This is a genomic window from Bacillus nitratireducens, from assembly GCF_001884135.1.
Taxonomy (GTDB): Bacteria; Bacillota; Bacilli; order Bacillales; family Bacillaceae_G; genus Bacillus_A; species Bacillus_A nitratireducens.
Genome location: NZ_MAOC01000098.1, coordinates 1 through 25588, shown reverse-complemented (window position 1 = coordinate 25588; position 25588 = coordinate 1). Strand labels below are relative to the sequence as shown.

The window sequence follows — 25588 nt, the reverse complement described above, 5'->3', positions numbered from 1 at the left end:
TTGCATAAAATAAAGAAGACAGAAGCCTGAGAAACTTCTGCCTTGTGTAACCTAACTTGCTATTGTGGTGGTAGTAGGTGCGGTTATAAGACAACTACATTAACGTTTTAGCCGAGAACCGCCCTTACCTTTTCCACGAAGCAGGGTGGTTCTCGCTTTTTTGTATACAGAAATTAGCCACGGACCGACGTATCTTCTACCGATGACAACGCCAGCTCCAGTTAGGATACCATACACTAATTTAATTACAAACATCGCGATCATTTTATCACCTCCCCCCTTTTTTCAAAATGGAAGAGATGATTACCACACCTACTAGTTATAGCTTATTAAGTTACGTATTAATTGTATTATTTTTCAGAATGGGGAACAAGACATATGGATGAAAATTCCTGTCTTTAAGCAGAGCATTAGTGCGAGGGGACAATAAGTAAATAAGCATTCATAAAAAACGGTATGGACATTGCCATCCGTATTTTTTTATGAATTTATAAAACTTTTCCATACAGTGCGTCCTCTAATATATGGGAAGGAGGAAACAATAAGTCCTGCATAAAAAAGAAACACCTTGAATTATCAAGGTGTTTTCGTTATAAGCTCAAAACTTTCCGTATCAGCCCCAAGTACAAAAGGACTAACCTCACCAACACTATAAAGTTGCAATTCATGCATCGCGCGCGTACAAGCGGTGTAGAACAATCTACGTAGGCTCTCATCGCTGTACACATCTTTAGAAGCATCATAAATAATAACAGCATCAAATTCGATACCTTTCGCTAAGTAAGCAGGGATCACGACAATGCCTTGTTCATACTCGGCTGAGTTACTTTTGACAAGTTTAATATTCTCGATATGACAGAGTGCTTCGTATGCAGCGGCGCTTTCAGCTGCGGATTTACATATAATTGCGATCGTATTGTGCTGTTGTTTTTGTAGTTCAGCAACTTTGGCAGTAATATGCTCGTGCAGTTCGCTGTAATCAGTCACTTTAGTCACTGTAGGTTTCTCACCGTCACGTTCAAAAGCATTAATGTTCTTTCCTTCTGGTACGAGAGCACGTGTAAATTCAATAATTGGTTTTGTTGAGCGATAGCTACGAGTTAAGTTGATGCCGTTCGTTTCATCTGGTCCGTATAAGCTAGTAAGTGTGTTGAAATTCACTGCTTCACTCGCATGGGCAAATATCGCTTGGTTAAAGTCCCCGAGTACAGTCATTCTTGCAGCAGGGAAGAGACGTTTTAAAAACTCGAACTGAAACGGCGAATAATCTTGCGCTTCGTCTACGAGTATGTGTTTAATCGATCTGTTCGTTTGGAAGCCTTCAATTAACTCTTTTAAAAGTAAAAATGGAGTCGCATCCTCGTAATATAACTTACCTTCATCAAGCATGTTCACTGTCAGTGAGCAAATGTCATCCCATTCTTTCGGCTTTTCTCCAGTAACCCATGATGCATCTGTGAAGAGTTGTTTATATATGCCTGTGAAATTGATGAAACGCAATGTTTGAACGCCTTTACGAAGTGGCTTCAATTTTTTACGGACAATCATACGTCCAAGTACTTTCGTTTCTTTCTCATAATCATTAAAGGAGTTGTCGTCAAACTCGCCTTTTTTCTGTAAATATTTATAAGCCTTTTGGTATTCATCTTTACTAAGCAGTTCAATTTCTTCTTCTACCCAAGGTTTTTTCAGTTCTGTTTTTTCGATTGCATCTATTTGTTTGTTTAGCCAATCCGTTAACTTCTCGATTCTATTATGGAAGCGGAGGGAGGAATCAGTATTATAAAATTGCTCTGTAATTTCTTTAGCAGAGGCAATCAGTTTTCCTCTAAATTTCATTCCTCTAAATAGCATGCCTGAAGATTCGAGAGATTGTCTGTACGTTCTAATCATCTCGAAAAATTGAGTAGATGCTTTGAATCGAATGCTCGCATTTCTCGTTTTATAGGCAGGGCTATTCGTTTCAGTTAACATATATTCCAATTGCTCATAAGGGTCTTCAACGTCAAATGATTTGCTTAGTCTATGGTTTAAATATTCCTGGAATGTAACTTGCTGCATATTTTCTTCACCTAGTTCAGGTAGTACGTTAGAAACGTAACTGTTGAACATAGAGTTAGGGGAGAAGAGGATGATTTGATCTGCTTTTAGCCATTCGCGATATTTATATAGTAAGTAGGCGATTCGTTGCAGGGCAGCTGACGTTTTACCGCTACCAGCAGCTCCTTGCACGATAAGTAATCGGCCTTCATCGTGACGAATAATTTCATTTTGCTCGCGCTGAATCGTAGCAACGATACTTTGCATATGTTTGTTTGTACCTTTTCCGAGCGCTTGTTGCAGGATTTCATCGCCAATTGTAAGGCTCGTATCGAACATAGAATCAATCTCGCCATTTTGAATAATGTATTGCAATTTCTTTTCCACATTACCGTGGATTACGCCTCCTGGTGTACTGTACTCAGCTGGTCCTGGTGGATAATCGTAGTAGACACTCGAAATGGGTGCGCGCCAGTCATATATAAGAAAGTTTTCTCCGCTTGCATCAGTAAGGGTAGCTACGCCGATATAAATTTGCTCTGCAGCAGATTCTCCTTCTTCTTTGAAATCAATTCGCCCGAAGTAAGGTGCTTTATGCATACGTCTTAATGCAGCAAGTCGATTAAAGGTGTGCTTATGGGTAATTTGTGTGACAGCTAGTGACTGAGCTTGTTGTCTTAAGTTGATAACTGTTTCAAGATAATCATCGAAAGTATCAGTATTCACTTTAACGTCATCCCAGAAGTGTTTACGAATATTGATTACTTCTGCCCGGCGTCTGCCAGTTTCGTTTTCCAGTTTATCAATTTGCTCCGTAATCGTTTCAATTACGGTATCCAATCGTTTTTGCTCTAAATCAAGTTTTTTGTTCATACGTAAGCACTCCTTTAAAAGTGAAAAATAGAGGTTGACTGAAGATGTGTTTTGGTGTACAATTAAGATACGGATAAATACGTTCTTTGTGTTTATGGAAACGTGTTTCTGTACTAATTTACCATAGTTTTTTAATTTAATCAATGATAATAAGATAAACCTTGGTTCCGTGTGTGATGGAACTGAGGTTTTTTTGTTTTCCTTTTTACAAGGGGAGAGGGGACTCCTATCTGATTTTGTCGGTAAGTCGATATAATTTCATTTAACGTAAAATAGGTCTACTTCTTATATAAAAAGTATTTGGACAAACAAAAAAGCTCGGGCTAAGCCCGAGCTTTTCATTATTTTTTAGCGTCAGCTTTTGGTTCTTCGAAAAGATCTTTCAAATCTTTATCATCAACTTTTACGTCAGCTTTTTTGATTTCTTTCATCATAAGATCGTTCATAAATTGAGCGTCTTGTGTTTTTTCTTGAACTACTTCTTTTTTGATGTCAGCTTTTGCTTGATCGAAAGTTTTGTCAGCATGAGTATCAGTTACTTTAATGATATGGTAACCATGCTGTGTTTTTACTGGTTCACTTACTTCGTCTTTTTTCAGCTTACGAGCAGCTTCATCGAATTCTTTAACCATTTTATCTGGTCCGAAGAATCCTAAGTCGCCACCTTTTTCTTTTGAACCTGGATCTTCAGAGTACTTTTTCGCTAACTCTTCGAAAGATTTACCTTGTGCAAGTTCTTCTTTCACTTTTTTAGCAGTCTCTTCATCTTTTACAAGAATATGGCTTGCTTTAATTTCTTGCTTATAGTCTTCATATTTTGCTTTTAAGTCTTTATCAGTGATTGATTTTTCAATTGCTTGTTCTTGAGCTAATGAAGCGCGAACACCGTTTTTAACTGTTTCTTCTTTAAGGCCTTGTTGTTTCAATAGTGTATCGAATTGATCACCGACTTGCTTTTTCATTTCATCGTACTTTTTGTCTACTTCTTTGTCATCGACTTTGTAGTTTTTGATAAGTACTTTTTCCATAACCATGTTATTTAGTACTTGTTTACCAGCTTGTGTCTTCATTTGATTGTAGAACTCTTCTTTTGTAATGTCACCAGCTTTAGATGTAACAATTTTGTCTGATGATGATGATGTTCCACATGCTGATAATGCGATTACACTTGTTGCGGCTAAGGCAAGCATAGCTTTCTTCATTCGATAAACACTCCTACTATTATGTATTTTTAATTTATCCTACACCGATGAATTTTGGTTCATAAGAGCCCGATTAAGTCTCACTGATACTTTTGCTTTTTATCTTGGTAAAGCGCGCTTAACAGGGCTTACCGAGGCTGAGGATAAAGTTTAGATGCGTGTCGTTTATTTCATAGTATAAGCAATATGTACAAAATTTAATATATCATATTTCGACCTGTTTTCCTATTGATAAAGAAATTTTAACCAGTTTGTGTCAGATTTTGAAGGGGTGCCATATTGGGCGCATGTCGCATATATAGAAAAGAGGAGGGGATGGGGGATGAATTCAAAACTTATTTTATTACTTGTACTGTTTATTTTATTAGTTATAGTAGGTATAATTTGCTTATAGAGGAAAAAAATGAGGAAGGGGCTTTCCTTCCTCACTTTCCATGAAATATAATTTCTACATAACTAGAAATTAATAGAATGGTAATACATACATTAATAACTCGAAAGACACCTGGCTGGCGGCTCGCAGATATTTGTTTTCGCTCACACAGTGTATGTGTCATGAAATTCGTGTAAAATATAACAAGAAGTGCAAATGCGACAAAAACAACGGTTATAAGAGTCATGAGGCGAGACCTCCTTTTGGCTAAAATACATATACTTTATATATTGTATCATACGATATTTTGTTCGTGTTACAAAATTCAGAAATAGAAGACTTTGTGTTAGGAAGTGAGGGAGAAAATGGACGTTGTAAGAAGACTAGAACAAGCTGAATATTACGTAGACCTACTATTTAAAATGATTGATGAAGAAAAGTGTCCATTTTATTCTTTAATCATAAAGAAAAAAGCTCGTAAAAAAGATATTGAACGTATACTAAATCTTTGTGAAAAGCTGAACGAACAATACGTAAAGGAGAAAGCAGAAGGCTTTCTATTGTTCGACGCGTTGTTAGATCAATTTGAAAAAGCGCTTCCACATCAGCTCGAAGTAAACGAAACTGCGGAAGCGCTAGTAAAACAAGGTTTATTTGTACCACTTATGAATGAATTCTTACGCATGATTGCGAAAGGATAAATAGATTATTTCTTAACTAATTTTTGATCGGTCTCCGTAAAGTTCTCCTCAATATTTTCTAATGATTTCTCAAAAATATCGATGAAGTCTTGTCCGTAAATATTGCGAAGGATCGCGATAAGTTCGATATTTTCTGGGAACTTACCATAAAAATTACGAAGTGCAAGTGCCCCATTAAACACAGAATTATTTTCAGGATCATACTCCTCCATTAAGCGAAGTAGTAATTCTTCCCCTTTGTCTGTAATTTCAATGTACGTATTTCGTTTATCATCTTCTTTTTTCGAGAATACAAGATAGCCGCGTTCTTCTAGCTTTTTAGAGAAGTTAAACGCCGTTGATACGTGCATAACTCCAAACTTAGCAATCTCAGAAATAGAAGCCCCTTTTAAATGATAAGCGATTGATAAAATATGGTGCTCGTTAATGTTTAAATCGTAAGGTTTAATCCACTGTTGCCAATCTTTCTCTACGCATTTCCATAACGCTTTCGATAATTGAGCAATGCGTTGGCTGAAAATCATCGCTTCTTTTACCGAGTAATCTTTTTCTCCACTTTTCATTTACTCACCCACTTTAACATTCTTTTTCATTACTATCTATTATGCCAGTAAAATAAAAATTAATAAAGTCTTTTTGTGAGAATTGTGAAAATTTTTTGGAAAAATGACATTCTATACAAATCATGCATAACTATGGAAGCGTTTTATGAGTCAAGAATACATGTGTTGTCTGTACATGTTAAGGGATAACAGATATTGTAAATGCATAAAAACACGGCATATCTATGTGATATGCCGTGTCAAGGTCAATTTGTATAAAAAATATTTGTTATATGCAAAAAACTAAGCAGGAATATGTTTACGCTTTTTCTGGAACCGCTTCTTGTAGTTTCTCAATTGACTTTTGAATGTCTAAAATTTCTTTTTCAATATGTCGTTTGTTTTGAGAAATATCTTGTTTCCAGTTAGAAAGCGTGTCTTGCATATCGTCTTTTAGTTCTTGAAATACTTCTTTACCTTCTGAAGCAGTTTCGACGATTTGGCGCTTTAACAACTTCGTATCAGCTGTAATATCAGCTAATGTCTTTTTAATATCAGTTCCTTTTTCTTTCAGCTTACCGCGCATAGCTTTACCAGAAGAAGGAGTTGAGAAAAGAACGGCTAGTCCAGCAACTGCTCCGCCGCAAATTACACCTGTAATAAAGGATTTAGCTTTTGACATAAAAGGAAACCTCCTTATTTTTCGTTCGTATTCATGATGTATAAAACTGTGCATATCTTTAAGACAAGGGGAAGAAAAGTGAACTTTTCTCTCTTGTACGTGCTATGCACAAAAAATCATATCCTTGGCATTTTTTGTGAAGAAACAAGCCATAGGGTATATATGCCAAAGGGATAGGCTTGTTATGTATTACTTCTTATTATAGTGGCACTATTTCACACTATTTGCAATTGTACTTGCGATGTTTTGTAAATTTTCCATAGTGTATTCATTTTGGTGTGATTTCCAAACAGCACCGAAACCATCGTTTTCACCGTAGCGTGGAATTAAATGAAGGTGGAAGTGGAATACAGTTTGTCCAGCTTTCTCGCCGTTATTGTTAAGCAAGTTGAAGCCAACTGGATTAAATTCTGCTTTCATTGCATTTGCGATTTTTGGAACGACAGCAAAAATGTGTGATGCGATTTCTGGCGTTAACGCAAAAATGTCTTGTTTGTGAACTTTTGGAATAACAAGAGTATGTCCTTTTGTTACTTGACTAATATCTAAAAATGCAAGCACATGTTCATCTTCGTATACTTTTGAACAAGGGATTTGCCCGTCAATAATTTTACAAAAAATACAATTGTCCGCTGTATGATTCATCGATCTCATCCTTTCAAATATCCTTAGCCGTATTTTACCATAATTACATAGGAGAACAAACACGAAAAACAGGAAGCTGACTCAGCTTCCTGTTTTCTGAAGAGGGATTGAAAAAGCATTTTTTATAATTTACGGTTCGCAGACACCTCATTTATTTAAGAAATGCACGGTAAATCGGCTAAAGTTTCTGCCGTAGACACCCCATTTTCAAGTGAAATGAATTGCAATCTTTTTTAAAAATGAAATTGTTTATTTTTTAAAACAGTATATGCTCTTTCGGAGACACCCCGTTTCGAAAATGAAACAAATTATCTGGTTATGTGTAAATTTCATTGTCCAATTTGGACACCCCATTTCATGATGACTTCACTGTGTTGTTATACTCATCAATTGGTGGTTGCTTTTTCAATGTGTTCCTTCCTCACTAATTATGATGTCCGCTTTCGTAAAAATATATGCCAAGAAATTTAAATTTTTTTTTGAAGGCATCGATACTATGTAGTGCACCATGATTTTTGGTAAGATGAATATATACATTTCTTACAAAAGTGAATGAATATCAATGAAGAAAGTGGTGTCGTATGAGCGAGTTATTGCGTGTAGAAAATGTTACAGGAGGATATACGAAACGACCTGTACTGCAAAATGTTTCGTTCTCTGTTAATAAAGGCGAGCTTGTCGGCTTAATCGGTTTAAATGGAGCCGGGAAGAGTACGACAATTAAACATATCATCGGTTTAATGGAGCCGAAAAAAGGAACTGTCACAATTAACGGGAAAACAATTCGTGATGATATGACAGCGTACCGTTCTAGTTTCTCCTTCATTCCAGAAACGCCAGTATTATATGATGAGTTAACGTTAGAAGAGCATTTGAAATTAACAGCGATGGCGTACGGTGTAGATGAAAAACAATATGAAGAACGCGTAGGACAACTATTACAAGAGTTTCGCATGAAAAATCGTTTGAAATGGTTTCCGTCTCATTTCTCAAAAGGGATGAAACAAAAAGTAATGATTATGAGTGCATTTTTAGTTGAACCATCTCTTTACATTGTGGACGAACCTTTCGTTGGTCTTGATCCGTTAGCGATTCAATCGCTTCTTCAAATGATGGATCAAATGAAAAAGAGTGGTGCAGGTATTTTAATGAGTACACATATTTTAGCGACAGCAGAGCGCTATTGTGATTCATTTATTATTTTGCATCAAGGTGAAGTGAGAGCGATGGGAACATTATCAGAACTTCAATCTGGGTTTAACATGCCTGGTGCAACGTTAGATGATATTTATATTGCATTAACAAAGGAAGAAGATTATGAATAGCACAGCGTTATGGAAAGAACGATTTCGGCACTTTCTAAAAGAAGTTCGTACATATAGTAAATACGTATTTAATGATCATTTGAAATTTATTTTCGTATTCATCATCGGCGCAGGAGCGTATTATTACCAGCAATGGTTACAAACGTTAACACCTTCGTTTCCGACAGCGCTCGTTATGGCAGTCTTACTTGGCCTCGTATTAACAGCTGGATCCATCCAAACGTTATTAAAAGAAGCGGACCTCGTTTATTTGCTGCCAGTTGAAGAAAAGTTAAAGCTTTATTTTACAAAGGCATTTCTCTTTACGTTTATGATTCAGTTATACATAATCGCAATGGTAGCGGCTGCGCTTGCCCCGTTATATTTCCAGCAAATGAAACAAACAGGAGCGGCTTACATATGGATTGTACTCGCGTTTGTCATTGTAAAAGCGTGGAACTTATTCGTCGCATGGGAAAAATCATTTTTAACAGACCAAAATATACAAAGAGCCGATTGGTTCATTCGTTTTATTTTAAACGGCTTATTTGTGTACTTCCTTGTAGAACGTACTTCAGTCATTTTTACCGGTGTAATTGTCTTTTTAATGGTGCTATACCTTGCTGTTATGCATCAAAAGGTGAAGGGAAAGCCGCTGAACTGGGAGTATTTAATTTCTGAAGAAGGTAAAAAAATGATGCTGCTGTACCGCATCGCGAACATGTTCGTTGATGTACCAGCATTAAAAGAGAGAGTATCACGTAGGAAATGGCTTGATTTCATCCTTTCGATGATCGGTGAGAAACGTACATATTTATACTTATATACGAGAACATTTTTAAGATCGGGTAACTATTTCGGCTTATATGTGCGTTTACTCGCTCTTGGAGGAGTTATTCTTTACTTTATTCCATTTTTATATGGACGTTTTATCGTAAGCCTTGTTTTCTTATACTTAATCGGCTACCAGCTCTTAACCCTTTGGAAACATCACCGTATGAAAGTTTGGCTTGATTTATATCCGGTAGGGGGAGACGAGAAGAAGAACGATTTTCTTACTTTATTAAATGCGATTCTTATTATCGGCAGTGTTGTATTTACGGTTATATTCGCCCTTGCGACGAAAGATTTCATGATGACGGGAATTTTACTAGTCGTAAGCATAGTATTTAGTATCGGTTTCGTTTATCAATACGGGGCGAAACGTATTGAGCGTTTAAATTGAAGGGAATGAACCTATGATTACATATGAAGAGAAGGTTATAAAAGAATTGGAGCAGTGGAAAGCTACATTCATGAAGGATTCTTCTATGATGACACGGTTCTCTAAAAAAGTGCAGGTGAAAGTACAACAGCTCATTCCGGCGAAAGTGCAAAAGGTACTAACAGAAACGATTCGGATGATGGTACAAACGATTAGCGCCGGATCAAACTTTATAAAGCCGAAACTAAAAGAAACGACTTGGTCGCTGCAAAGACGTGATGATGAAGTTCGTAAAAAAATGGACGAATATAAAAAAGTAGCAGCGGCAGAAGGAGCGGGAACAGGAGCTGGTGGTATTCTTCTCGGTCTTGCTGACTTTCCGCTACTACTTACAATTAAAATTAAATTTTTATTCGATGCAGCAACATTGTACGGATTTGATACGAGTAAACAAGAAGAGCGCCTCTTTATCCTTCACGTTTTCCAACTTGCTTTTTCAAGTGACGATCACCGAAAAGAAGTATGGAAAGCGATTGAAACGTGGGATACAGAAGAAGAAAATCATATGGACTGGGAAAAGTTCCAAACAGAGTACCGAGACTATATCGATTTAGCAAAAATGCTTCAGCTCGTACCAATCATAGGTGCCCCGGTTGGCGCATATGCGAATTATCAATTGTTGCAAAGGCTTGGGGAAGTGACGATGAATTGTTATCGTATGCGATTGCTTAATAGAAATTGATTTGCGTTAAAAAAAGCATCCTAAATTACACATTTAGGATGCTTTTTTTATTTTTATTCATATTTTTAAACTTTTTACCAATAATATACAAATAAAGTTACTTGAGCTTACTTTACTGTATTTAGGGGTGCAAAATATGAAAGTATCAATATTTATTACTTGTGTTGCAGATGTTTTTTATCCAGAAGTAGGGAAAGATGTTGTGGAAATTCTTGAAGATTTAGGGTGTGAAGTTGATTTTCCAAAAACTCAAACTTGCTGCGGACAACCTGCTTATAATAGCGGGTATGTGAAAGAAACAAAAACAGCTGCAAAACATATGATTGAAGCCTTTGCCGGTTCGGAATATGTTGTGGCACCATCGGGGTCTTGCGCTATGATGGTTCACGAGTTTTCTAGCTTATTTTCTGAAAGTGAAGCGGAGTGGAAGAAAAAGGCTACGGAACTTGGAAATAAAACGTATGAATTCACACAATTTCTTGTTGAAGTATTAGGGAAAGAAGACTTAGGTGCGGAGCTTCATAAAAAAGCAACGGTTCATACATCTTGTCATATGAGCCGGTTAATGGGGATTAAGGAACCACCGCAAAAATTATTGAAATGTGTAAAGGGACTGGAAGTTGTTTCACTGCCACATAATTATGATTGCTGCGGATTTGGAGGGACATTCTCGGTGAAAATGCCAGAAATCTCTGAGCAAATGGTTGAGGAAAAAGTAAAGCATATTATGGAAACCGGTGCGGAATTGTTAATTGGGATGGATTGTAGCTGCTTAATGAATATAAAAGGACGTTTAACACGCAATGGCTATCCAATTGATGTAAAACATATTGCTCAAGTATTAAATGAAGATCGAAAATAAGAGGGGGATATAGAGATGGGAATGAGAATTGGGAACGATCCCTTTCATAAGCGTACTGAAACAGGCATTGGGGATAAATTTATGCGACAGGCTGTCAGGAAAGCGCAAGATGGTCTTAGAGTTAAGAAATTAAAAGCTACTGAGAGTCTTGGGAATTGGGAGGAATGGCGAGCTTTAGGAGAAGAAATTCGAAAGCATACATTAGAAAACCTTGATTATTATTTACATCAGCTAAGTGAAAATATTGAGAAAAACGGTGGTTTCGTTTATTTCGCAAAGACTGCAGAAGACGCAAGGGAATATGTAAAAGAGATTGTAAAAAAGAAAAATGCGAAAAAAATTGTGAAATCAAAATCGATGGTAACAGAAGAGATTAGTTTAAATGAAGCGATTGAAGAAGCTGGGGCGGAAGTGTTAGAAACAGATCTTGCTGAATTTATTCTACAAGTGAACGACCACGATCCTCCCTCGCATATTGTTGTTCCGTGCCTTCACAAAGATAAAGAACACATTTGTGAAATATTTAAAACAAAGTTAAATTACACTGGAACATCTGACCCTACGGAAATGGCGAGGTTTGTAAGAGATTATTTACGTGATGATTTTTTTGCAGCGGATATAGGGGTGACTGGATGTAACTTTGCTGTTGCAGAGTCTGGGTCAATTTCTATTGTAGCAAACGAAGGAAATGCAAGACTTACTACGACACTTCCAAAAACGTTGATTACAGTTATGGGGATGGAACGTATTGTTCCGACGTGGGAAGAGCTTGATGTTTTAGTCGCACTTCTATGCCGAAGTTCTGTAGGACAAAAGTTAACAAGTTATATTACAGGATTAACTGAGCCTGGCGGGACAGATGGACCTGAGGAATTTCATTTAGTCATTGTTGATAACGGTCGTTCCGATATTGTAGGAACAGAATTCCAAAGTGTTCTTCAGTGTATTCGTTGCGCAGCATGTATTAATGTGTGTCCTGTATACAGGCATATTGGTGGACATGCGTACGGCTCTATTTATCCAGGGCCAATTGGAGCTGTGTTAACACCGCTTTTAGGAGGATATGATGAATATAAGGATTTACCTTATGCATCTAGCCTTTGTGGTGCTTGTACAGAAGCGTGTCCAGTGAAAATCCCGTTACACGACTTATTAATTAAACATCGCAGCCGCATCGTAGAAGAAAAACAATCACCCGTAGCTTGGAACGTGGCTATGAAAGGTTTTGAAAAAGCGGTGAAGAGTCCTAGACTATTTTCTTTTGCTGCGAAGAGCGCTCCGTATGCATTAAAACCTCTCGCAAAAGGAGATAAGATTGAGCGCGGCATTGGACCGTTAAAAGCTTGGACGGACGCGAGAGATTTTCCGGTTCCGAAAAAACAACCGTTTCGAGAGTGGTTTGAAAAACACGTAAAGGAGAACGATGATGGCCATTCAAAATCGTGAGGAATTTTTACTCCAATTATCAGAAAAGCTTGGTAGGAAACGTCCAGAAGCGGTGGAAAAACCGAAATGGTCTTTTTCCCCGCAGTGGAATGTTTTTGATGGACTGGCGCAAGACGAACTTGTATTACAGTTAATGGAGCACTGCGAAGTGATTCATACAGAAGTAAAGCGAACAACAAAGGAAAATCTTGTTGAAACATTGGGGTCTTTAATAAAAGAATGGAATATCAAATCTGCTATGTATTCGAACGATGAGCGCTTTAATGAGTACGGTCTTACTTCATGTTTCAACAATGAAGGCACAACACATTTTCGTGCATGGGGATTAGGTGATAAAGAAGAGGACATAAAATTTGCGAAAGCTGCTGACCTTGGCATTACGTTCAGTGATATGACTCTGGCGGAATCAGGAACCGTTGTGCTATTTAATGATGGGTTAAAAGGAAGGCATGTTAGTTTGCTTCCAGAGTCATATATTGCAATCGTTCCTAAAAGTACGATCGTACCAAGATTAACCCAAGCTACAAAAATGATTCATGATCAAAGTAAAGCGGGAGAAAACTTGCCGGCTTGTGTGAACTTTGTTTCTGGTCCATCAAATAGCGCGGATATTGAAATGAACCTTGTCGTAGGTGTGCATGGGCCGATCCGGACAGCGTATATTATTGTGGATGATCAATAATGATTTACGGTTACGAGTTGGAAATATAGATGAAACTTTTTACCGTTTATCTAAATAGGAATTGATTTGTTTTATAAAGAAGACATCCTAATCACACATTTAGGATGTCTTTTTGTTCTAATGATTAATGTTTAAAAGGAAATTTTCAGATTGTCTTTTCAGTGTTTTAGGCTGAAATTAGTGGTAGAGATAGAACCGATATTATAATCATCTTTATAATCAATTGAAGTAGTAAATTTCTTATTTGTATCATCTTTGATATGACCCGTTATAAAAATAGTTTCGATATCATTAGAAGGAAATCTATGATTTGTAATAGTCACTTCTAAATTCTCTTTTTCTTTGAAATACTGAATGGTTTCTTCTGTTGCTTTATTAACGATTTGTTGTTCAGTATTTTTTTGATCTATCGCACATCCTCCTAAAAGGATAAGTGTGAAAGTAAAGAATAATCTTATAGCATATTTTTTCACGAATAATCACTCCATGAATGTTGCGTTATATTCCTCTTCAATAAATTTTATATTTACTGAACATTGTGTGGTGAAGCATAAAGAAAAGGCAATCTAAAGTGCCTGGATTATTAGTTTTTAAGCTCTAAATTTTTGGAGTGAGACATAGATCTTATATGATATTCTCCTCCATCATATTCTGCGTCCATAGAAAAAATCTTATTTTTGTTATCTTTCACATGTCAGTTTATAAAAACTATTTGAAAATCATTGGGAGCATATAGGAATGATTTAGATGAAAATTATGGGAAGTGTTAGTATTTTAATTTTAAACTTTTACTTTTAGAAATTGAACCTATCGTGTATTTATCTCCGCTATATTGAATAGTTATATTAAATGTTTTGGCTCTATCATCTTTGACATGCCCAGAGATATAAATGGATTGTAGGTCTTTAGGACCAAACTCATGCCCAGTAATTACTACGTCCAAATCTTGCTTTTCCTTAAAGTATGTAATGGTTGTCGCTTTTGCTTCTTTTACTACTTTTTCTTCATTGTTTTTTTGATCCATAGTACATCCTCCTAAAAGGATAAGTGTAAAAATAAAGAATAATCTTATAGCATACTTTTTCACGAATAATCACTCCATGAATGTTGCGTTATATTCCTCTTCAATAAATTTTATATTCACTGAATATTGTGTGGTGAAGTATAAAGAAAAGGCACTCTAAAGTGCCAGGATTATTAGTTTTTAAGCTCTAAATTTTTGGTGGTTGAAATAGCGCCGATATGATAATTATTTGCGTATTCAACTGAAGCAGTAAATTCTTTAGTTTTATCATTAGTCACATAGCCTGATATAGAGATAGTTTGAAAGTCTTTTGGTCCAAATTCATGACCAGTAATTGTTACATCTAAGCCCTCTGTTTTTGTGAAATATTGAATGGTTTCTTCTTTTGCTTTATTAATGATTTCTTCCTCGGTATTATTTTCATTATTACAGCCTCCTAAGGTAGTAATAATGAAAATGAAAACTAAATAAAAAAACAATCTTTTATGCAACATAATTCTCCTCCAATCATTGGTTCCTAAATTAGGGATATATCAAATGTTGTAGAAGAGAAACTTTAAAATGTTTTAATAGGTTCAAATCAATCTAGGTTTTTAAGAATTATTTGAGGGGCTCCTTTTGAAAATAAAAATAGACACCTTATTGTTAGGTGCCCAAAAGTTTGATACATTGCTTCTAAATTTTTAATGTTAGAAGTTGAGCTTATTGAATATTGATCTCATCCTTTATATACATATGAAATAATTGGAATTAATATAAAGGGCCAACAAAAATATATTTTATTTTCATATTAATTTCAGTCATCATAACTAATACTTTCAACCTTATTTTTATAATTTATATCTGCAGTTATTTTACGGTTTGGATTATTTGTTACATGACCTGATACAAAAATCACCCAAAAATCTGAGGGGGCGAATTCCACTCTTGTCACTGTGACACCTAGCTTTTTATCTTCTTTAAAATGTTGGATTGCGATCTTTTCTGCTTTTTCTTTTAATGCTATTTCCTCATTTTTTTATCCATATTGTATTATTTTTTTAGAGAAAAATTCGTTGAAACAGAACCAACATTATAATTATTATTGTAATCTATTGTAGCAGTGAATTCCTTGCTTTCATCATCTTTGATATGACCAGTTATGAAGACTGATTCTAGATCATTAGAAGGGAACCTGTAATCAGTAATAGTTACATCTAAATTTTGTTTCTCTTTAAAGTAATTAATTGTTTTTTCTGTTGCTTTATCTACTATTTGTTTTTCTTTATTATTTTCCTGCATATTACATCCCCCAATTATTGTACTTACAAAGATAAAAAAGACAAAAAAGGTAAATTTTCGGATTTTAATTCTCATGTTTACCCTCCGTTAATGTTGTTCTATAATTTAGAATATACTAAATATCCCGAGGAGGGAATACTTTGGATAGCAAAAATACACAAGAAGTGTTAGATTTAAGCTTTTATCGAATGGCTAAAGATGCGTATAAATCAGATAAAGAGTTAAGAAATGAAATTACAGTGAATAATGCGAATGATGATACTTTACAAACATGGAAGGTCCGTGAAACATTCCACGACAAACAAACCGGAATGGACGCAGTAGCCTTTGAACGAGATGTGGATGGCAAAAAGCAAGTTATGGTAGCTTTCCGAGGTACAGAAGGGGACAAAATTATAGAGAAAAACTCTTTAGGCATTCCGATGAAGCCAGGGGAAGGTATGAAGGATTTAAAAACGGATACCAATCATTTTGTATTACGAGAAGGTGTTCATGAACCAGCAGCACCTCCTGTAGCAGGGACTGAGAATGAAGGTTCAAAGAAATATTGGAATGAAGAGAATCAGCGCTGGGAAACACACAATCAATTCGAACAGGCTGAAAGGGTCATGAAACAAGTAACGGATACATACAAGGACAGGGATGATGTGGAGATATATACGACGGGTCATTCGTTAGGGGGAGCTTTAGCGGAATATGCAGCGGCATCTAATGATAATGTAAGATGTATGTCATGGAATGCGCCGAGTGCAAAACATTTGTTACCGCCTGATTTACAAGAAAAAGCAAATAATGGTGAGTTTAATAATAGAATTGTAAGTGTTGTTCACGGAAATGATTCAATTGGCTATGGACCATTTGGTGCATATGAAAGTCATATAGGCTCTACTTATGCGGTAACCCCACCAATTTCGAAAGAAGAAATGTCAAAGCTATCATTACAGCAAAAGATTGGGATGGATGTTACTCGATTTTTGAATTCGATAAGTGGCCCTGGTTATCATTATCAAACAGATCAGAACTTCCGGTTTGGAGAGAATGGGTCTTTATCCAATAAATACTTGTTAAATGTAGACACGAATGAAAGAGTTTATGATTCACCAGGCGCGTTATTAGGCGGGGGAGAAATTCGTGTAGTGGTAGAGAATTTAGAACAAGCTGTAAGAGATATGAAGCGAAACGCGCAAGAATTTCAAGATAGAGTACCGAGGTTAATTTCTAATATGATGACATTATTAGAAACGGCTGAAAGTAGACGGGTAGAAGCTAAAGTAAATAATATACGTGCACATGTAGAGCATTTAAGTTTTTGGTACATAAGAACAGCAACGGAAATTTCAGATTTTATTGAGAAGAAAGCCGATGATTATAAGAAGACAGATCAACAATATTAAGGGAGAAGATTAGGATGCCGAGAATTTACTTAAATGAAGAAGCATTGAACCAAGCCTTACAACAATTTGACCATATGATTCAAGACTTAAATCATAATAAAAGAGTTGTAAGTAATGTACATAATTTACTCTTATCAAGCTGGTCTCAACTTGGAGTGGGGAAGAAGGCCATTAGTGATTTAGAATCTTTTAAAAAAGATATTGAAAGAAGGATGGAAGAATTAGAGTCTGATAAAAGGGAGTTAAAGGGTGCGATTGATTTATTAAAAGCGCTAGATCAAAGTTATGATTACATGGGGCCTAAATATTAAATTACAAGAAGCACTCACAAAGGTGCTTTTTGTAGTTTAACTGGATTAAAGATTATTGTAGTCATTATTAAGGAATATGATCCCAGATCCATAATGTAGATTGAAAAAGTAATATACAGTTTTGAATCAAACTTGCAAACGATGATTTTTTATTTTACAATTTACTTACCGACCGGTAAGTAAAAATAAGTGAGGTACAGTATGACAAAGAATTTACAAACATCGCAAAACATTGTAGAGGCATCATTTAAACTCATGGCAGAGCACGGTATTGAGAAGATGAGCCTTTCTATGATTGCGAAAGAGGTAGGTATTTCAAAACCGGCTATTTATTATCATTTTTCTTCTAAAGAAGCGTTAGTTGATTTTTTATTTGAAGAAATTTTTTCTGGGTACCATTTTGCAAGTTACTTCGATAAAGAGCAATATACGAAAGAAAACTTTGCAGAAAAATTAATTGCCGATGGTTTACATATGCTCTCTGAGTATGAAGGACAAGAAGGCATACTACGCGTCATAAATGAATTCATCGTAACTGCATCGCGAAATGAAAAGTATCAGAAACGCTTATTTGAAATACAAGAAGATTTCTTAAATGGTTTCCACGATTTATTGAAAAAAGGTGTGGAACTTGACGTTGTGTCACAACATGCAACTGAAGAAAACGCGCATACGTTAGCGCTCGTGATCGATAATATGAGTAATTACATGTTAATGGGACTCCAGTTAAAGTATAAAGAAATTTGGATTCGAAATGTGAAAAACGTCATGAAGGAGGGGGAATAAAAATGAAAATGCAGAAAAACTGGTGGCTCGGTTTTCTGGGGTTAATTGGAATTTATAAAATTCCAGGTATGATTGAAGCTTTCCAAGCGGATAAAGGTTGGCTCGCATTAATTAGTTTAGTTTGGCTCGCATTAATTAGTTTAGTTTGGCTCCTTTGGTTCGGATATTTTATTCCTGAGACAAAAACGGATAAATAATAAATTTTCAATTTTATGTAAAGTTATGTAAAATATAGATTGAGAGTATTCATATATTAGATTACTAGATTTGGAGTGGTTACATGGATCCATTGAAAAATGAAATTCACCCTGACATGGTCAAGGTGTGGAAAGTTCGTGCTGTAATTGAAGAAGGGATAGGTATTCTCGTCATCTTAGTATACCTTTTCCTCATGATAAAGTTTGATTGGTGGGCGTGGATTTTGTATGTGATGGTTGGGTTAACAGTTGCGCTAGCACCATTTTCGTACTTTTTATTCCCGAAACTACGTCAGCGTTATTATAGCTATCAATTAAATGAAGAAGAGCTTGAAATTCAGCACGGTCTTTTCGTTGTAAAGCGCGTATTAGTACCGATGATTCGTGTACAGCACGTTACAATTGAACAAGGACCAATTATGAGAAAATATGGATTAGCAGAATTACATATTTCAACAGCGGCAACTTCTCACAGCATCCCAGGTTTAACGATGTATGAAGCAGAAATGTTGAAAACGAAAATCGCAGAATTAGCGAAAGTGAGTGATGAGGATGTATAAGAGGCAGCATCCCATTACGATGTTATTAGAATTAAAAATAACAGACTTTATACCACTACTTATTTTCATGTTTAGTTTAAATGGAAAGTTTCCATTTTGGTATTTAATTCCCGCTGGATTCGGTTTACTCACCGTCTTTTCAGCGTTTGAAAAATGGTATTACACAACATACTGGGTTGAAAATAACGTATTACATGTGAAACAAGGGCTCTTTGTGAAGAAGGAGAGCTACTTAAATAAAGAACGTGTTCAAACGATTAATACAAGTTCAAACGTGTTATATCAAATGCTTGGTTTAAAGAAAATTCAAATCGAAACAGCTGGTGGAGGCGATGATGCAGAAGTAAGCCTAGCTGGTATTACGGAAGATGAGGCGAAGGAGCTTATTTCCTTACTAAATGAGCCAACTCCAGAAGTGAAAGCAGAAGAAGTAGTAGAAAAAGAAGTTATGACAGAGGAAAAGCAAGCGACAGAGTACAAATTAACTTTGAAAGAAATTTTATTAGCATCTATTACATCTGGTCAATTTGGATTGTTATTCTCTTTAATATTTTTCGTTTATAACCAAGTAGATGAATACATTCCGAAATGGATAAAAAATAGCGTAGAGTCGTATGTAATGGATCATGATATATACGGCTGGATTTACATGGTAGCTATTTTACTTGTTGTTTCTTGGATGATATCCACAATCGGTTATGCGTTAAAACATGGCGATTTCACAGTGAATCGAAGAAATGATGAAGTCCGCATTTCGCAAGGATTACTTGAGAAAAAAGAACTTGTACTAAAATTGCACCGTATTCAAGGTATTACGATAAAAGAAGGTATTTTCCGTCAGATGTTCGGTTATTGTGCTGTGCAAGTCGACGTCATTCAAAGTAAGGGATTGGGAGAAGAGAAAGACAAAGTTACGCTGCATCCGATTATTCGAAAAGATCGCGTGCAACAGTTACTTGCTCATTTACAATTGCCATATGAACTGAATACAAACATTATTGCATTACCAAAAGCGGCATTGCGCCGTTACTTAATTGATAGTTTTATATTCTTCGCAATGCTAGCAATCCCGCTTACTGGAATCAGCATATACTTTGAAAAGTATTACATCATGTGGGCGTTGTTACCGCTCGCTATCCTCATCTTTACACTTGGATACGCAACATTTAAAACAAATGGTTACGGCGTAAACGGAGAACAAATTACGATCATACATCGTAGTATTGGGAAACATACAGGACTTGTAAGAAGAAGACACGTCCAATCAATTGAAAAAACACAATCATATTTCCAGCGCCGGGCGGATTTATGTACCTATAATTTTTCTAGTGCATCATCGAATTATAAATTAGAACATACGAGAGTTGAAGATGCGGAGAGAATGCAGGATTGGTATAAGAAGAGAATAAGTGAGGATTAACTTGAAAAAGCTTGCCTATTATGAAAGGCAGGCTTTTTTGTTATAGGAAAATGAGTGACTTAATCCATGTATTAGTACAGCGACAGCACACATATATCAATACATATCAAAAAAGTAGTATACTTCTATTTAAGGAAAATCTATGGAATTTTTGATATAAATGGTATACTAATATAGAAAAAGTATTAGGAGGCTATATATGATAAGTCAGTTAAAAAGAGAAGCACTTGATGCATTAAAAGGAAAATGGGGATTAGCGGTAGGGGCAACCTTATTAGTCGGAATCCTTATTGGAGCTGTTGAAATTCTAACCACAGGTATTTTCTCGATGTTTTGGGGTTGGGAAGAAGCAAATGAGTCGCTTACAGTAACTATTATTGCAATGTTTATTATCGGTCCGTTAACAATAGGTGCTTCTTATTTTGTTTTAAATGTAATTCGTGGGAATAATGCTCGTATTGGTCATATATTTAGATGGTTTAACGATGGAAGTAAGTTTATGAAATCGTTTTTAACATATTTACTAATGAATGTGTACTTGATTCTATGGACATTACTTCTTATTATTCCAGGTATTATTAAATCATTTTCTTATTCTATGACATATTTTATTTTGAACGATCATCCAGAATATACAGCAAATCAAGCGATTACTGAAAGTCGTCGTATGATGAATGGACATAAAATGGATTACTTTTTACTATGCTTAAGTTTCTTAGGTTGGTTCATTTTAAGTATTCTTACTTTAGGAATCGGTTTCTTATGGTTAGTACCTTATTTCTATTCGACATCGGCAGCGTTTTATGAAGAGGTTTCAAAAGAATATTACAAAAAAGAAGGTACTACTTTCTAATAACCACCTATCCCCTAAAGAATATAGGGCACAGATAGTTTAGAGGTTCTGTTTACGGGGGGCACTTCAGGATAAGGTATAGGTTTTTATATAGAAATTCTTCCCTCTATGTTTTATCATAGAGGGTTATTTTTTTATGTAAAAATGATAGAAAATAATGAATAATATATGTAAAGGAAAAAGTGAGGTGAATGAGATTGAGCAAATTTTTAATACCGTATTCATTTGCTATATTAAGTTTCTTTATTTCAGCAACGGCACTTGATTTATATGATAGGATGGGGAAAAATGATGAGATGACTTCGCCGAACATAATTGGAAAGATAATTCAATCTACTGCGCAAATGGGAGTCCTTACATTGTATTTTGGAGTACCTATCATTTTAGGTGGCTGTCTTCTTGGTGAGCTATTGTTTAGAGGTATCATTTTACGATTTAAACTAAGCTATATCATATCTTTATTAGTATATTTACTTTTAGCTTTTAGTATTGTTTTCGTAACGGTAGGAATTCCAACTACATATGAAGATTCTAATGTTTTTTTCATGGTAATAACTATGATTTGCGCTGTTACATTCTTTGTGGGCCGGAATATATGGGAGAAAAAATAAATTAATAATGGAGTGACAGAATGAAATACACTTGTCCATGCTGCGGATATAAAACAATAGAAGAAGAACCACCAGGTACATATGAAATTTGTAATATATGTTATTGGGAAGATGATCCTGTTCAGTTTAATGATCATGACTTTGAAGGCGGGGCAAATAAGCCCTCGTTAAGGCAAGCACAGAAAAATTTCATTGCATTTGGTGCTTGCGAGGAATCTTGTGTTGGATCAGTTAGAAAGCCGACTAGTGAAGATGTGAAGGATTCTAGTTGGAAGCAAATTTGTTAAGTGGTTTATAGGGAGAAAATGTTATTACTTATAGAAAGAGAAGTAATAACATTTTTTATTTAGTGATTAAAGAATTGGCACCGTCTTATAAAATAAAACAATAACGCTGATAGGGTGGTAGGAAGACCAGCTTCGAAAAATGCTAGAAAACTAAAGGATAGGAAATCAACTCGTTAAAATGACATTTCATGTTTATGGGTATATTAGGAATTAATATAAATGTATAGATGTATAGTCAACGTAGTGTATTTAATGTTATCATATTGGATGATATGGAAATTTTTAATAGAAGAAGCAACTCACAATTCAAAAATAATGAGGCCTATATTGAATAAAAAAATACCTAGTAGTACTCAACGATATTAAAGATAAAATACGTATTTAGATAGAATTAGTAGAAATGAGGGTTTAAAAAGGAATGAACACGAGCATAACACGGCAAAAAATTTTAGCCGCCGCTTCTCAAATTGTTCAATTTAAAGGAGTAGCTAAGTTAACTTTAGAAGCAGTAGCAAAAGAGGCAGGTGTAAGTAAAGGGGGATTATTGTATCACTTTTCAAATAAAGAAGCTTTAATAGAAGGCATGATACTTAAAGGGACAGAGGAGTATCATGGTGCTATTCATAATAGGGTAACGGAAGACACAGAGAAGAAAGGAAGGTGGGTTCGTTCTTTTGTAGAGGAAAGATTAAGTAATGAGAACAGAACAGAAGAGTTGTGTAGTAGTATGATGGCAGCATTAATGCTAAAACCTGAATTACTTGAGCCATTACAACAAGCATTTCAGCAATTGCAAACTAAAATAGAAAATGATGAAATGGATTCTGTTTGTGCCACAATTATTAGATTAGCAGCTGATGGATTATGGTATTCGGAATATTTAGGGATCGGAAGACTAAGTCCTGAATTAAGAGAAAAAGTGATTCAAGCCCTTATTAATGCTTCTTATAAATAGAATATATAAACTATAGAATGAAAAAATTCCCCATTGGTTTGTTTAATCCGGCGGGGAATTATTTTTTTTATTAGAATAATAGAACAATTGTATAGATGTTGAATTATAACCGTCCAGACGGTATAGTAATATTTGGTACAAGTGGGAAATGAAACAAAAAAAGAATAAAACATATTTTTAGCACACTATTCGAAAGGATAGGCCGCAAAGCTTAGAGTCTACGGTAATATATATTGGTTACTAAGATCGTCTGGTTGCACTTTTGATGCAATTGGATGATCTTTTTTATTATATAAATATAATATTCAAGGAGGAAAATATGCAAGCAAAAAGTACTAAAAGGCACATTTCAATGGTTTCATTAGTTTTTCTAGTATTATTTTCAGTGCTGAATGTGTGGGCTCCAGTTATTCAAGCTGCTGTGATGAAAAGTCCGGTGGATGATATTAGCATTTCCCGTACTGATGGCACGATATCTGAACCATATCAGGCTTCAGATGGTATGAAAGTAGAAGTGAAGTGGTCAGCTAAAGAACAGATAAAAAGTGGAGATCAATTCACAATTGATATGCCAAAAGAATTTCGAAAAGATCTTATGAATATGAGTTTTCCTTTAAAAGATGCTGAAGGAAAAACAGTTGGTACATGTGAGATGAAAAATGGTCTATTGACGTGTACTATGGGTGATTATGTAGAAGGAAAGAATAACATTAAAGGTTCTTTATTCGTAGAATTCTATTTTGCTCTAGAAGCATATGATGGTGTTCAAAAAATCCCATTAGAATTTAACGTTGATGGTCAAATCGTAGATAAAGAAGTAAGTGTAAATAATACGACAGAGAGACCGAAGCCACAGCCCAATACAGATAATCTATTGAAATGGGGTTCTTATAATCAGGAAGATCCTTCAATTGCAGACTGGACGGTATATGTAAATGCAACTGGAACAGAAATGCAAGATCTTAAATTAACAGACACATTAGGACCTGGGCATGAATTAATTACAGATAGCTTAGTATTAGAAGAGGCTGTATTTGAAGATGGCTATGCAGCAACAAATATTAAGCCAGCAGATTTATCTAAAATTAAAATCAATACAACGAAGGCTGGATTTACAATTGAATTTCCAGACAGCTCAAAAGGTTATATTTTAAGATATAAAACAAAAATTACAAATCCTGCTGCAAAGCCTCATAAAAATACAGTGAAATTAGAAGGCAAAAATATTGAAACTGAAGAAAAAGTAGGACAAGTATTTGTAAGTGGTGGGGGAGGAACCGGTTCAGGTGACAATAATCCACCTAGCATTGAAAAAAATATAGTTAATGAGAATGGTAAGCTTGTAGAGAATCAGCAGTTAACACAAATGGATCAAACAATTCAATATCAAGTTGGTACGCATATACCACAAGATCCGCCTAATTATACATCAATGGTAATTAGTGATGATTTAGAAGATGTATTAGACGTTATAGATGCGAAAGTATTTGATCAAAGTGGTCAAGATATTACGTCTAAAGGAAAGCTAACGATAGATAAACAAACAAGTAAAGTAACATTTACGTTCGGTGAGAGCTTTGACTATAAGTCATATGAAGACCAGATAATTAACTTGAATATTAAGGCGAAAATTAAAGCTGATGCAGACTTATCTTCTTATGTAGATAAGAAGATTCCTAATAAAGCAGAGTTACATTATGATGATAAGAAATTAACATCGAATGAAGTAACGGTTACGCCGCCGGAACCTCCAAAAGAAGGTACAGTAGCTATTCATAAAATAGATGCTGAGGATCCGAATAAAGAGTTAACAGGTGCCGAATTTGAAGTTCGAAATAGTGAAGATAAGGTTGTTGCAGTACTGAAAACAGGCGAAAAAGGTTTTTCAGCTCCTCAAACTTTAACACCTGGAACGTATAAAATTTATGAAAAAGTAGCACCTGAAGGATATCAAAAATTAACAAGTCCGGTAGAGGTTACACTTCAAGCTGGAGAAACAAAAACAATTGAAATTAAAAATACCATGCAAAAGGGTCAAATTGAATTAAAGAAAATTGATTCGGAAAATGGTGGCAAAGCATTAGCAAATGCAGAGTTTGATATAGTAAAAGACGGTGTAGTAGTTGAACATATTATTACAGATAAAGACGGTAAGGCAATTTCTAAACCGTTAGCACCAGGAAAATATATTTTAAAAGAAACGAAAGCGCCTGAAGGATACCAATTAAAAGCAAAAGAGTTCGAAGTAAATGTAGCAGGGGACGGCATATTCCCAATAACAGTAGAAAATGCAATGGTAGACAAAGGTAATGTAGAAATTACAAAAGTGGACAAAGAAAGCGGTGCAGTATTAGCAGGTGTCGAATTTGAAGTCCAAGATGAGAAAGGTGAAGTAGTAAGAAAAGTAACAACAGATAAAGATGGAAAAGCAAACGTTTCAGATCTATCAGTAGGAAAATACAAATTAGTAGAGACGAAAAGCTTACCAGGTTACAAAAAACTAACAGAGCCAGTATCATTTGAAATTAAAAAAGGCATGACAAAAGTTTTATCATTGAAAGTAGAAAATGAGCAGTTAGACAAAGGCTCAGTAGAAATTACAAAAGTAGAT

At 35.3% G+C, this 25588-nt stretch carries 29 protein-coding genes and 1 riboswitch; of the genes, 18 read left to right on the top strand and 11 right to left on the bottom strand.

Annotated features, from left to right (window positions below):
* Nucleotides 1–99: 99 nt before the first annotated feature.
* The 4 genes from BAU23_RS30370 to BAU23_RS28445 form a co-directional block, all read right to left on the bottom strand.
* Nucleotides 100–264 carry a hypothetical protein gene (locus tag BAU23_RS30370; protein WP_000561154.1) on the bottom strand — a complete coding sequence of 55 codons (165 nt, stop codon included), beginning with the start codon at nt 262–264 and terminating at the stop codon, nt 100–102.
* A 312-nt stretch (nt 265–576) separates the two neighbouring features.
* Nucleotides 577–2913, bottom strand: coding sequence for an RNA polymerase recycling motor HelD (gene helD, locus BAU23_RS28455; protein ID WP_001035439.1), 2337 nt, complete (start codon nt 2911–2913; stop codon nt 577–579).
* A 341-nt stretch (nt 2914–3254) separates the two neighbouring features.
* A complete protein-coding gene (gene prsA / locus BAU23_RS28450) occupies nt 3255–4115 on the bottom strand; it encodes a peptidylprolyl isomerase PrsA (protein ID WP_000710083.1) in 861 nt (286 codons plus the stop codon).
* A gap of 425 nt (nt 4116–4540) precedes the next feature.
* On the bottom strand, nt 4541–4735 hold the full coding sequence (locus tag BAU23_RS28445; protein WP_000172693.1) for a hypothetical protein: 195 nt from the start codon (nt 4733–4735) through the stop codon (nt 4541–4543).
* A gap of 118 nt (nt 4736–4853) precedes the next feature.
* Between BAU23_RS28445 and BAU23_RS28440 the strand changes: the two genes are divergently transcribed.
* The gene (locus BAU23_RS28440; RefSeq protein ID WP_000383654.1) at nt 4854–5189 is read left to right on the top strand and encodes a YhaI family protein; all 336 of its coding nucleotides are present in this window, start codon (nt 4854–4856) and stop codon (nt 5187–5189) included.
* A 5-nt stretch (nt 5190–5194) separates the two neighbouring features.
* On the opposite strand, the gene BAU23_RS28435 is transcribed toward BAU23_RS28440, so the two are convergent.
* From BAU23_RS28435 to BAU23_RS28425, 3 genes are all read right to left on the bottom strand, one after another.
* A complete protein-coding gene (locus tag BAU23_RS28435; protein ID WP_000834921.1) occupies nt 5195–5752 on the bottom strand; it encodes an HTH-type transcriptional regulator Hpr in 558 nt (185 codons plus the stop codon).
* A gap of 298 nt (nt 5753–6050) precedes the next feature.
* A complete protein-coding gene (locus BAU23_RS28430) occupies nt 6051–6413 on the bottom strand; it encodes a YtxH domain-containing protein (RefSeq protein WP_000030296.1) in 363 nt (120 codons plus the stop codon).
* Between the two features lie 210 nt (nt 6414–6623).
* On the bottom strand, nt 6624–7058 hold the full coding sequence (locus BAU23_RS28425; RefSeq protein ID WP_001016832.1) for an HIT family protein: 435 nt from the start codon (nt 7056–7058) through the stop codon (nt 6624–6626).
* Between the two features lie 581 nt (nt 7059–7639).
* Between BAU23_RS28425 and ecsA the strand changes: the two genes are divergently transcribed.
* From ecsA to BAU23_RS28395, 6 genes are all read left to right on the top strand, one after another.
* Entirely contained in the window at nt 7640–8383 is a 744-nt protein-coding gene (ecsA, locus tag BAU23_RS28420) for an ABC transporter ATP-binding protein EcsA (RefSeq protein ID WP_001292616.1), read from the top strand.
* Complete coding sequence (gene ecsB / locus BAU23_RS28415; protein ID WP_071735727.1) at nt 8376–9587, top strand: ABC transporter permease EcsB; 1212 nt, start codon at nt 8376–8378, stop codon at nt 9585–9587. The genes ecsA and ecsB overlap by 8 nt, the downstream gene beginning before the upstream one ends.
* A gap of 13 nt (nt 9588–9600) precedes the next feature.
* Nucleotides 9601–10308 (top strand): ecs operon protein EcsC, encoded by a 708-nt coding sequence (gene ecsC / locus BAU23_RS28410; RefSeq protein WP_000634147.1) that lies wholly within the window; start codon nt 9601–9603, stop codon nt 10306–10308.
* A gap of 136 nt (nt 10309–10444) precedes the next feature.
* Nucleotides 10445–11170 carry a (Fe-S)-binding protein gene (locus BAU23_RS28405; RefSeq protein WP_071735725.1) on the top strand — a complete coding sequence of 242 codons (726 nt, stop codon included), beginning with the start codon at nt 10445–10447 and terminating at the stop codon, nt 11168–11170.
* Between the two features lie 15 nt (nt 11171–11185).
* Nucleotides 11186–12616, top strand: coding sequence for a LutB/LldF family L-lactate oxidation iron-sulfur protein (locus BAU23_RS28400; protein ID WP_071735723.1), 1431 nt, complete (start codon nt 11186–11188; stop codon nt 12614–12616).
* Nucleotides 12597–13298, top strand: a complete 702-nt coding sequence (locus tag BAU23_RS28395; RefSeq protein ID WP_071735722.1) for a LutC/YkgG family protein — start codon at nt 12597–12599, stop codon at nt 13296–13298. The genes BAU23_RS28400 and BAU23_RS28395 overlap by 20 nt, the downstream gene beginning before the upstream one ends.
* Nucleotides 13299–13456: 158 nt before the next feature.
* On the opposite strand, the gene BAU23_RS28390 is transcribed toward BAU23_RS28395, so the two are convergent.
* The 4 genes from BAU23_RS28390 to BAU23_RS28375 form a co-directional block, all read right to left on the bottom strand.
* The gene (locus BAU23_RS28390; protein ID WP_000759584.1) at nt 13457–13771 is read right to left on the bottom strand and encodes a hypothetical protein; all 315 of its coding nucleotides are present in this window, start codon (nt 13769–13771) and stop codon (nt 13457–13459) included.
* A 293-nt stretch (nt 13772–14064) separates the two neighbouring features.
* Complete coding sequence (locus BAU23_RS28385) at nt 14065–14322, bottom strand: hypothetical protein (RefSeq protein WP_000372302.1); 258 nt, start codon at nt 14320–14322, stop codon at nt 14065–14067.
* A 173-nt stretch (nt 14323–14495) separates the two neighbouring features.
* Nucleotides 14496–14816 carry a DUF1433 domain-containing protein gene (locus BAU23_RS28380; protein ID WP_000902680.1) on the bottom strand — a complete coding sequence of 107 codons (321 nt, stop codon included), beginning with the start codon at nt 14814–14816 and terminating at the stop codon, nt 14496–14498.
* A 538-nt stretch (nt 14817–15354) separates the two neighbouring features.
* Nucleotides 15355–15678 carry a hypothetical protein gene (locus BAU23_RS28375; protein ID WP_001220548.1) on the bottom strand — a complete coding sequence of 108 codons (324 nt, stop codon included), beginning with the start codon at nt 15676–15678 and terminating at the stop codon, nt 15355–15357.
* Nucleotides 15679–15791: 113 nt separating this feature from the next.
* On the opposite strand from BAU23_RS28375, the gene BAU23_RS28370 reads away from it, so the two are divergent.
* The 11 genes from BAU23_RS28370 to BAU23_RS28320 all read left to right on the top strand — a co-directional run.
* Complete coding sequence (locus BAU23_RS28370; protein ID WP_406910823.1) at nt 15792–16997, top strand: lipase family protein; 1206 nt, start codon at nt 15792–15794, stop codon at nt 16995–16997.
* A gap of 14 nt (nt 16998–17011) precedes the next feature.
* Nucleotides 17012–17308, top strand: coding sequence for a hypothetical protein (locus tag BAU23_RS28365; protein WP_001137435.1), 297 nt, complete (start codon nt 17012–17014; stop codon nt 17306–17308).
* Nucleotides 17309–17509: 201 nt separating this feature from the next.
* Nucleotides 17510–18094: a TetR/AcrR family transcriptional regulator gene (locus tag BAU23_RS28360; protein WP_000164839.1), complete on the top strand. Its 585-nt coding sequence runs from the start codon at nt 17510–17512 to the stop codon at nt 18092–18094.
* 2 nt (nt 18095–18096) lie between these two features.
* Complete coding sequence (locus BAU23_RS28355) at nt 18097–18291, top strand: hypothetical protein (RefSeq protein ID WP_071735718.1); 195 nt, start codon at nt 18097–18099, stop codon at nt 18289–18291.
* 83 nt (nt 18292–18374) lie between these two features.
* A complete protein-coding gene (locus BAU23_RS28350) occupies nt 18375–18851 on the top strand; it encodes a PH domain-containing protein (RefSeq protein WP_000371361.1) in 477 nt (158 codons plus the stop codon).
* A complete protein-coding gene (locus BAU23_RS28345; RefSeq protein WP_000278232.1) occupies nt 18844–20271 on the top strand; it encodes a PH domain-containing protein in 1428 nt (475 codons plus the stop codon). The genes BAU23_RS28350 and BAU23_RS28345 overlap by 8 nt, the downstream gene beginning before the upstream one ends.
* A gap of 199 nt (nt 20272–20470) precedes the next feature.
* On the top strand, nt 20471–21124 hold the full coding sequence (locus BAU23_RS28340) for a DUF975 family protein (RefSeq protein ID WP_071735716.1): 654 nt from the start codon (nt 20471–20473) through the stop codon (nt 21122–21124).
* A 191-nt stretch (nt 21125–21315) separates the two neighbouring features.
* Nucleotides 21316–21735: a hypothetical protein gene (locus BAU23_RS28335; protein ID WP_071735714.1), complete on the top strand. Its 420-nt coding sequence runs from the start codon at nt 21316–21318 to the stop codon at nt 21733–21735.
* A 20-nt stretch (nt 21736–21755) separates the two neighbouring features.
* Nucleotides 21756–22022 carry a CPCC family cysteine-rich protein gene (locus BAU23_RS28330; RefSeq protein WP_000877822.1) on the top strand — a complete coding sequence of 89 codons (267 nt, stop codon included), beginning with the start codon at nt 21756–21758 and terminating at the stop codon, nt 22020–22022.
* Between the two features lie 418 nt (nt 22023–22440).
* Nucleotides 22441–22977, top strand: a complete 537-nt coding sequence (locus tag BAU23_RS28325; RefSeq protein WP_001097940.1) for a TetR/AcrR family transcriptional regulator — start codon at nt 22441–22443, stop codon at nt 22975–22977.
* A gap of 169 nt (nt 22978–23146) precedes the next feature.
* Nucleotides 23147–23239, top strand: a riboswitch (cyclic di-GMP riboswitch).
* 57 nt (nt 23240–23296) lie between these two features.
* On the top strand, nt 23297–25588 hold a 2292-nt coding region (locus tag BAU23_RS28320), incomplete at its 3' end, for a SpaA isopeptide-forming pilin-related protein (RefSeq protein ID WP_116733325.1).

Bases quoted from the DNA above. Each gene is read 5' to 3' on its own strand.
- BAU23_RS28380 (WP_000902680.1), bottom strand. From the start codon at position 14,816: ATGTTGCATAAAAGATTGTTTTTTTATTTAGTTTTCATTTTCATTATT.
- BAU23_RS28425 (WP_001016832.1), bottom strand. From the start codon at position 7,058: ATGAATCATACAGCGGACAATTGTATTTTTTGTAAAATTATTGACGGG.
- BAU23_RS28365 (WP_001137435.1), top strand. From the start codon at position 17,012: ATGCCGAGAATTTACTTAAATGAAGAAGCATTGAACCAAGCCTTACAA.
- BAU23_RS28340 (WP_071735716.1), top strand. From the start codon at position 20,471: ATGATAAGTCAGTTAAAAAGAGAAGCACTTGATGCATTAAAAGGAAAA.
- BAU23_RS28445 (WP_000172693.1), bottom strand. From the start codon at position 4,735: ATGACTCTTATAACCGTTGTTTTTGTCGCATTTGCACTTCTTGTTATA.
- BAU23_RS28335 (WP_071735714.1), top strand. From the start codon at position 21,316: ATGAGATTGAGCAAATTTTTAATACCGTATTCATTTGCTATATTAAGT.
- BAU23_RS28355 (WP_071735718.1), top strand. From the start codon at position 18,097: ATGAAAATGCAGAAAAACTGGTGGCTCGGTTTTCTGGGGTTAATTGGA.
- BAU23_RS28440 (WP_000383654.1), top strand. From the start codon at position 4,854: ATGGACGTTGTAAGAAGACTAGAACAAGCTGAATATTACGTAGACCTA.
- prsA (WP_000710083.1), bottom strand. From the start codon at position 4,115: ATGAAGAAAGCTATGCTTGCCTTAGCCGCAACAAGTGTAATCGCATTA.
- BAU23_RS30370 (WP_000561154.1), bottom strand. From the start codon at position 264: ATGATCGCGATGTTTGTAATTAAATTAGTGTATGGTATCCTAACTGGA.
- ecsB (WP_071735727.1), top strand. From the start codon at position 8,376: ATGAATAGCACAGCGTTATGGAAAGAACGATTTCGGCACTTTCTAAAA.
- BAU23_RS28375 (WP_001220548.1), bottom strand. From the start codon at position 15,678: ATGAGAATTAAAATCCGAAAATTTACCTTTTTTGTCTTTTTTATCTTT.
- BAU23_RS28430 (WP_000030296.1), bottom strand. From the start codon at position 6,413: ATGTCAAAAGCTAAATCCTTTATTACAGGTGTAATTTGCGGCGGAGCA.
- BAU23_RS28350 (WP_000371361.1), top strand. From the start codon at position 18,375: ATGGATCCATTGAAAAATGAAATTCACCCTGACATGGTCAAGGTGTGG.
- helD (WP_001035439.1), bottom strand. From the start codon at position 2,913: ATGAACAAAAAACTTGATTTAGAGCAAAAACGATTGGATACCGTAATT.
- BAU23_RS28360 (WP_000164839.1), top strand. From the start codon at position 17,510: ATGACAAAGAATTTACAAACATCGCAAAACATTGTAGAGGCATCATTT.
- BAU23_RS28385 (WP_000372302.1), bottom strand. From the start codon at position 14,322: ATGGATCAAAAAAACAATGAAGAAAAAGTAGTAAAAGAAGCAAAAGCG.
- BAU23_RS28400 (WP_071735723.1), top strand. From the start codon at position 11,186: ATGGGAATGAGAATTGGGAACGATCCCTTTCATAAGCGTACTGAAACA.
- BAU23_RS28435 (WP_000834921.1), bottom strand. From the start codon at position 5,752: ATGAAAAGTGGAGAAAAAGATTACTCGGTAAAAGAAGCGATGATTTTC.
- BAU23_RS28345 (WP_000278232.1), top strand. From the start codon at position 18,844: ATGTATAAGAGGCAGCATCCCATTACGATGTTATTAGAATTAAAAATA.
- BAU23_RS28330 (WP_000877822.1), top strand. From the start codon at position 21,756: ATGAAATACACTTGTCCATGCTGCGGATATAAAACAATAGAAGAAGAA.
- BAU23_RS28325 (WP_001097940.1), top strand. From the start codon at position 22,441: ATGAACACGAGCATAACACGGCAAAAAATTTTAGCCGCCGCTTCTCAA.
- BAU23_RS28370 (WP_406910823.1), top strand. From the start codon at position 15,792: ATGGCTAAAGATGCGTATAAATCAGATAAAGAGTTAAGAAATGAAATT.
- BAU23_RS28395 (WP_071735722.1), top strand. From the start codon at position 12,597: ATGGCCATTCAAAATCGTGAGGAATTTTTACTCCAATTATCAGAAAAG.
- BAU23_RS28405 (WP_071735725.1), top strand. From the start codon at position 10,445: ATGAAAGTATCAATATTTATTACTTGTGTTGCAGATGTTTTTTATCCA.
- ecsA (WP_001292616.1), top strand. From the start codon at position 7,640: ATGAGCGAGTTATTGCGTGTAGAAAATGTTACAGGAGGATATACGAAA.
- ecsC (WP_000634147.1), top strand. From the start codon at position 9,601: ATGATTACATATGAAGAGAAGGTTATAAAAGAATTGGAGCAGTGGAAA.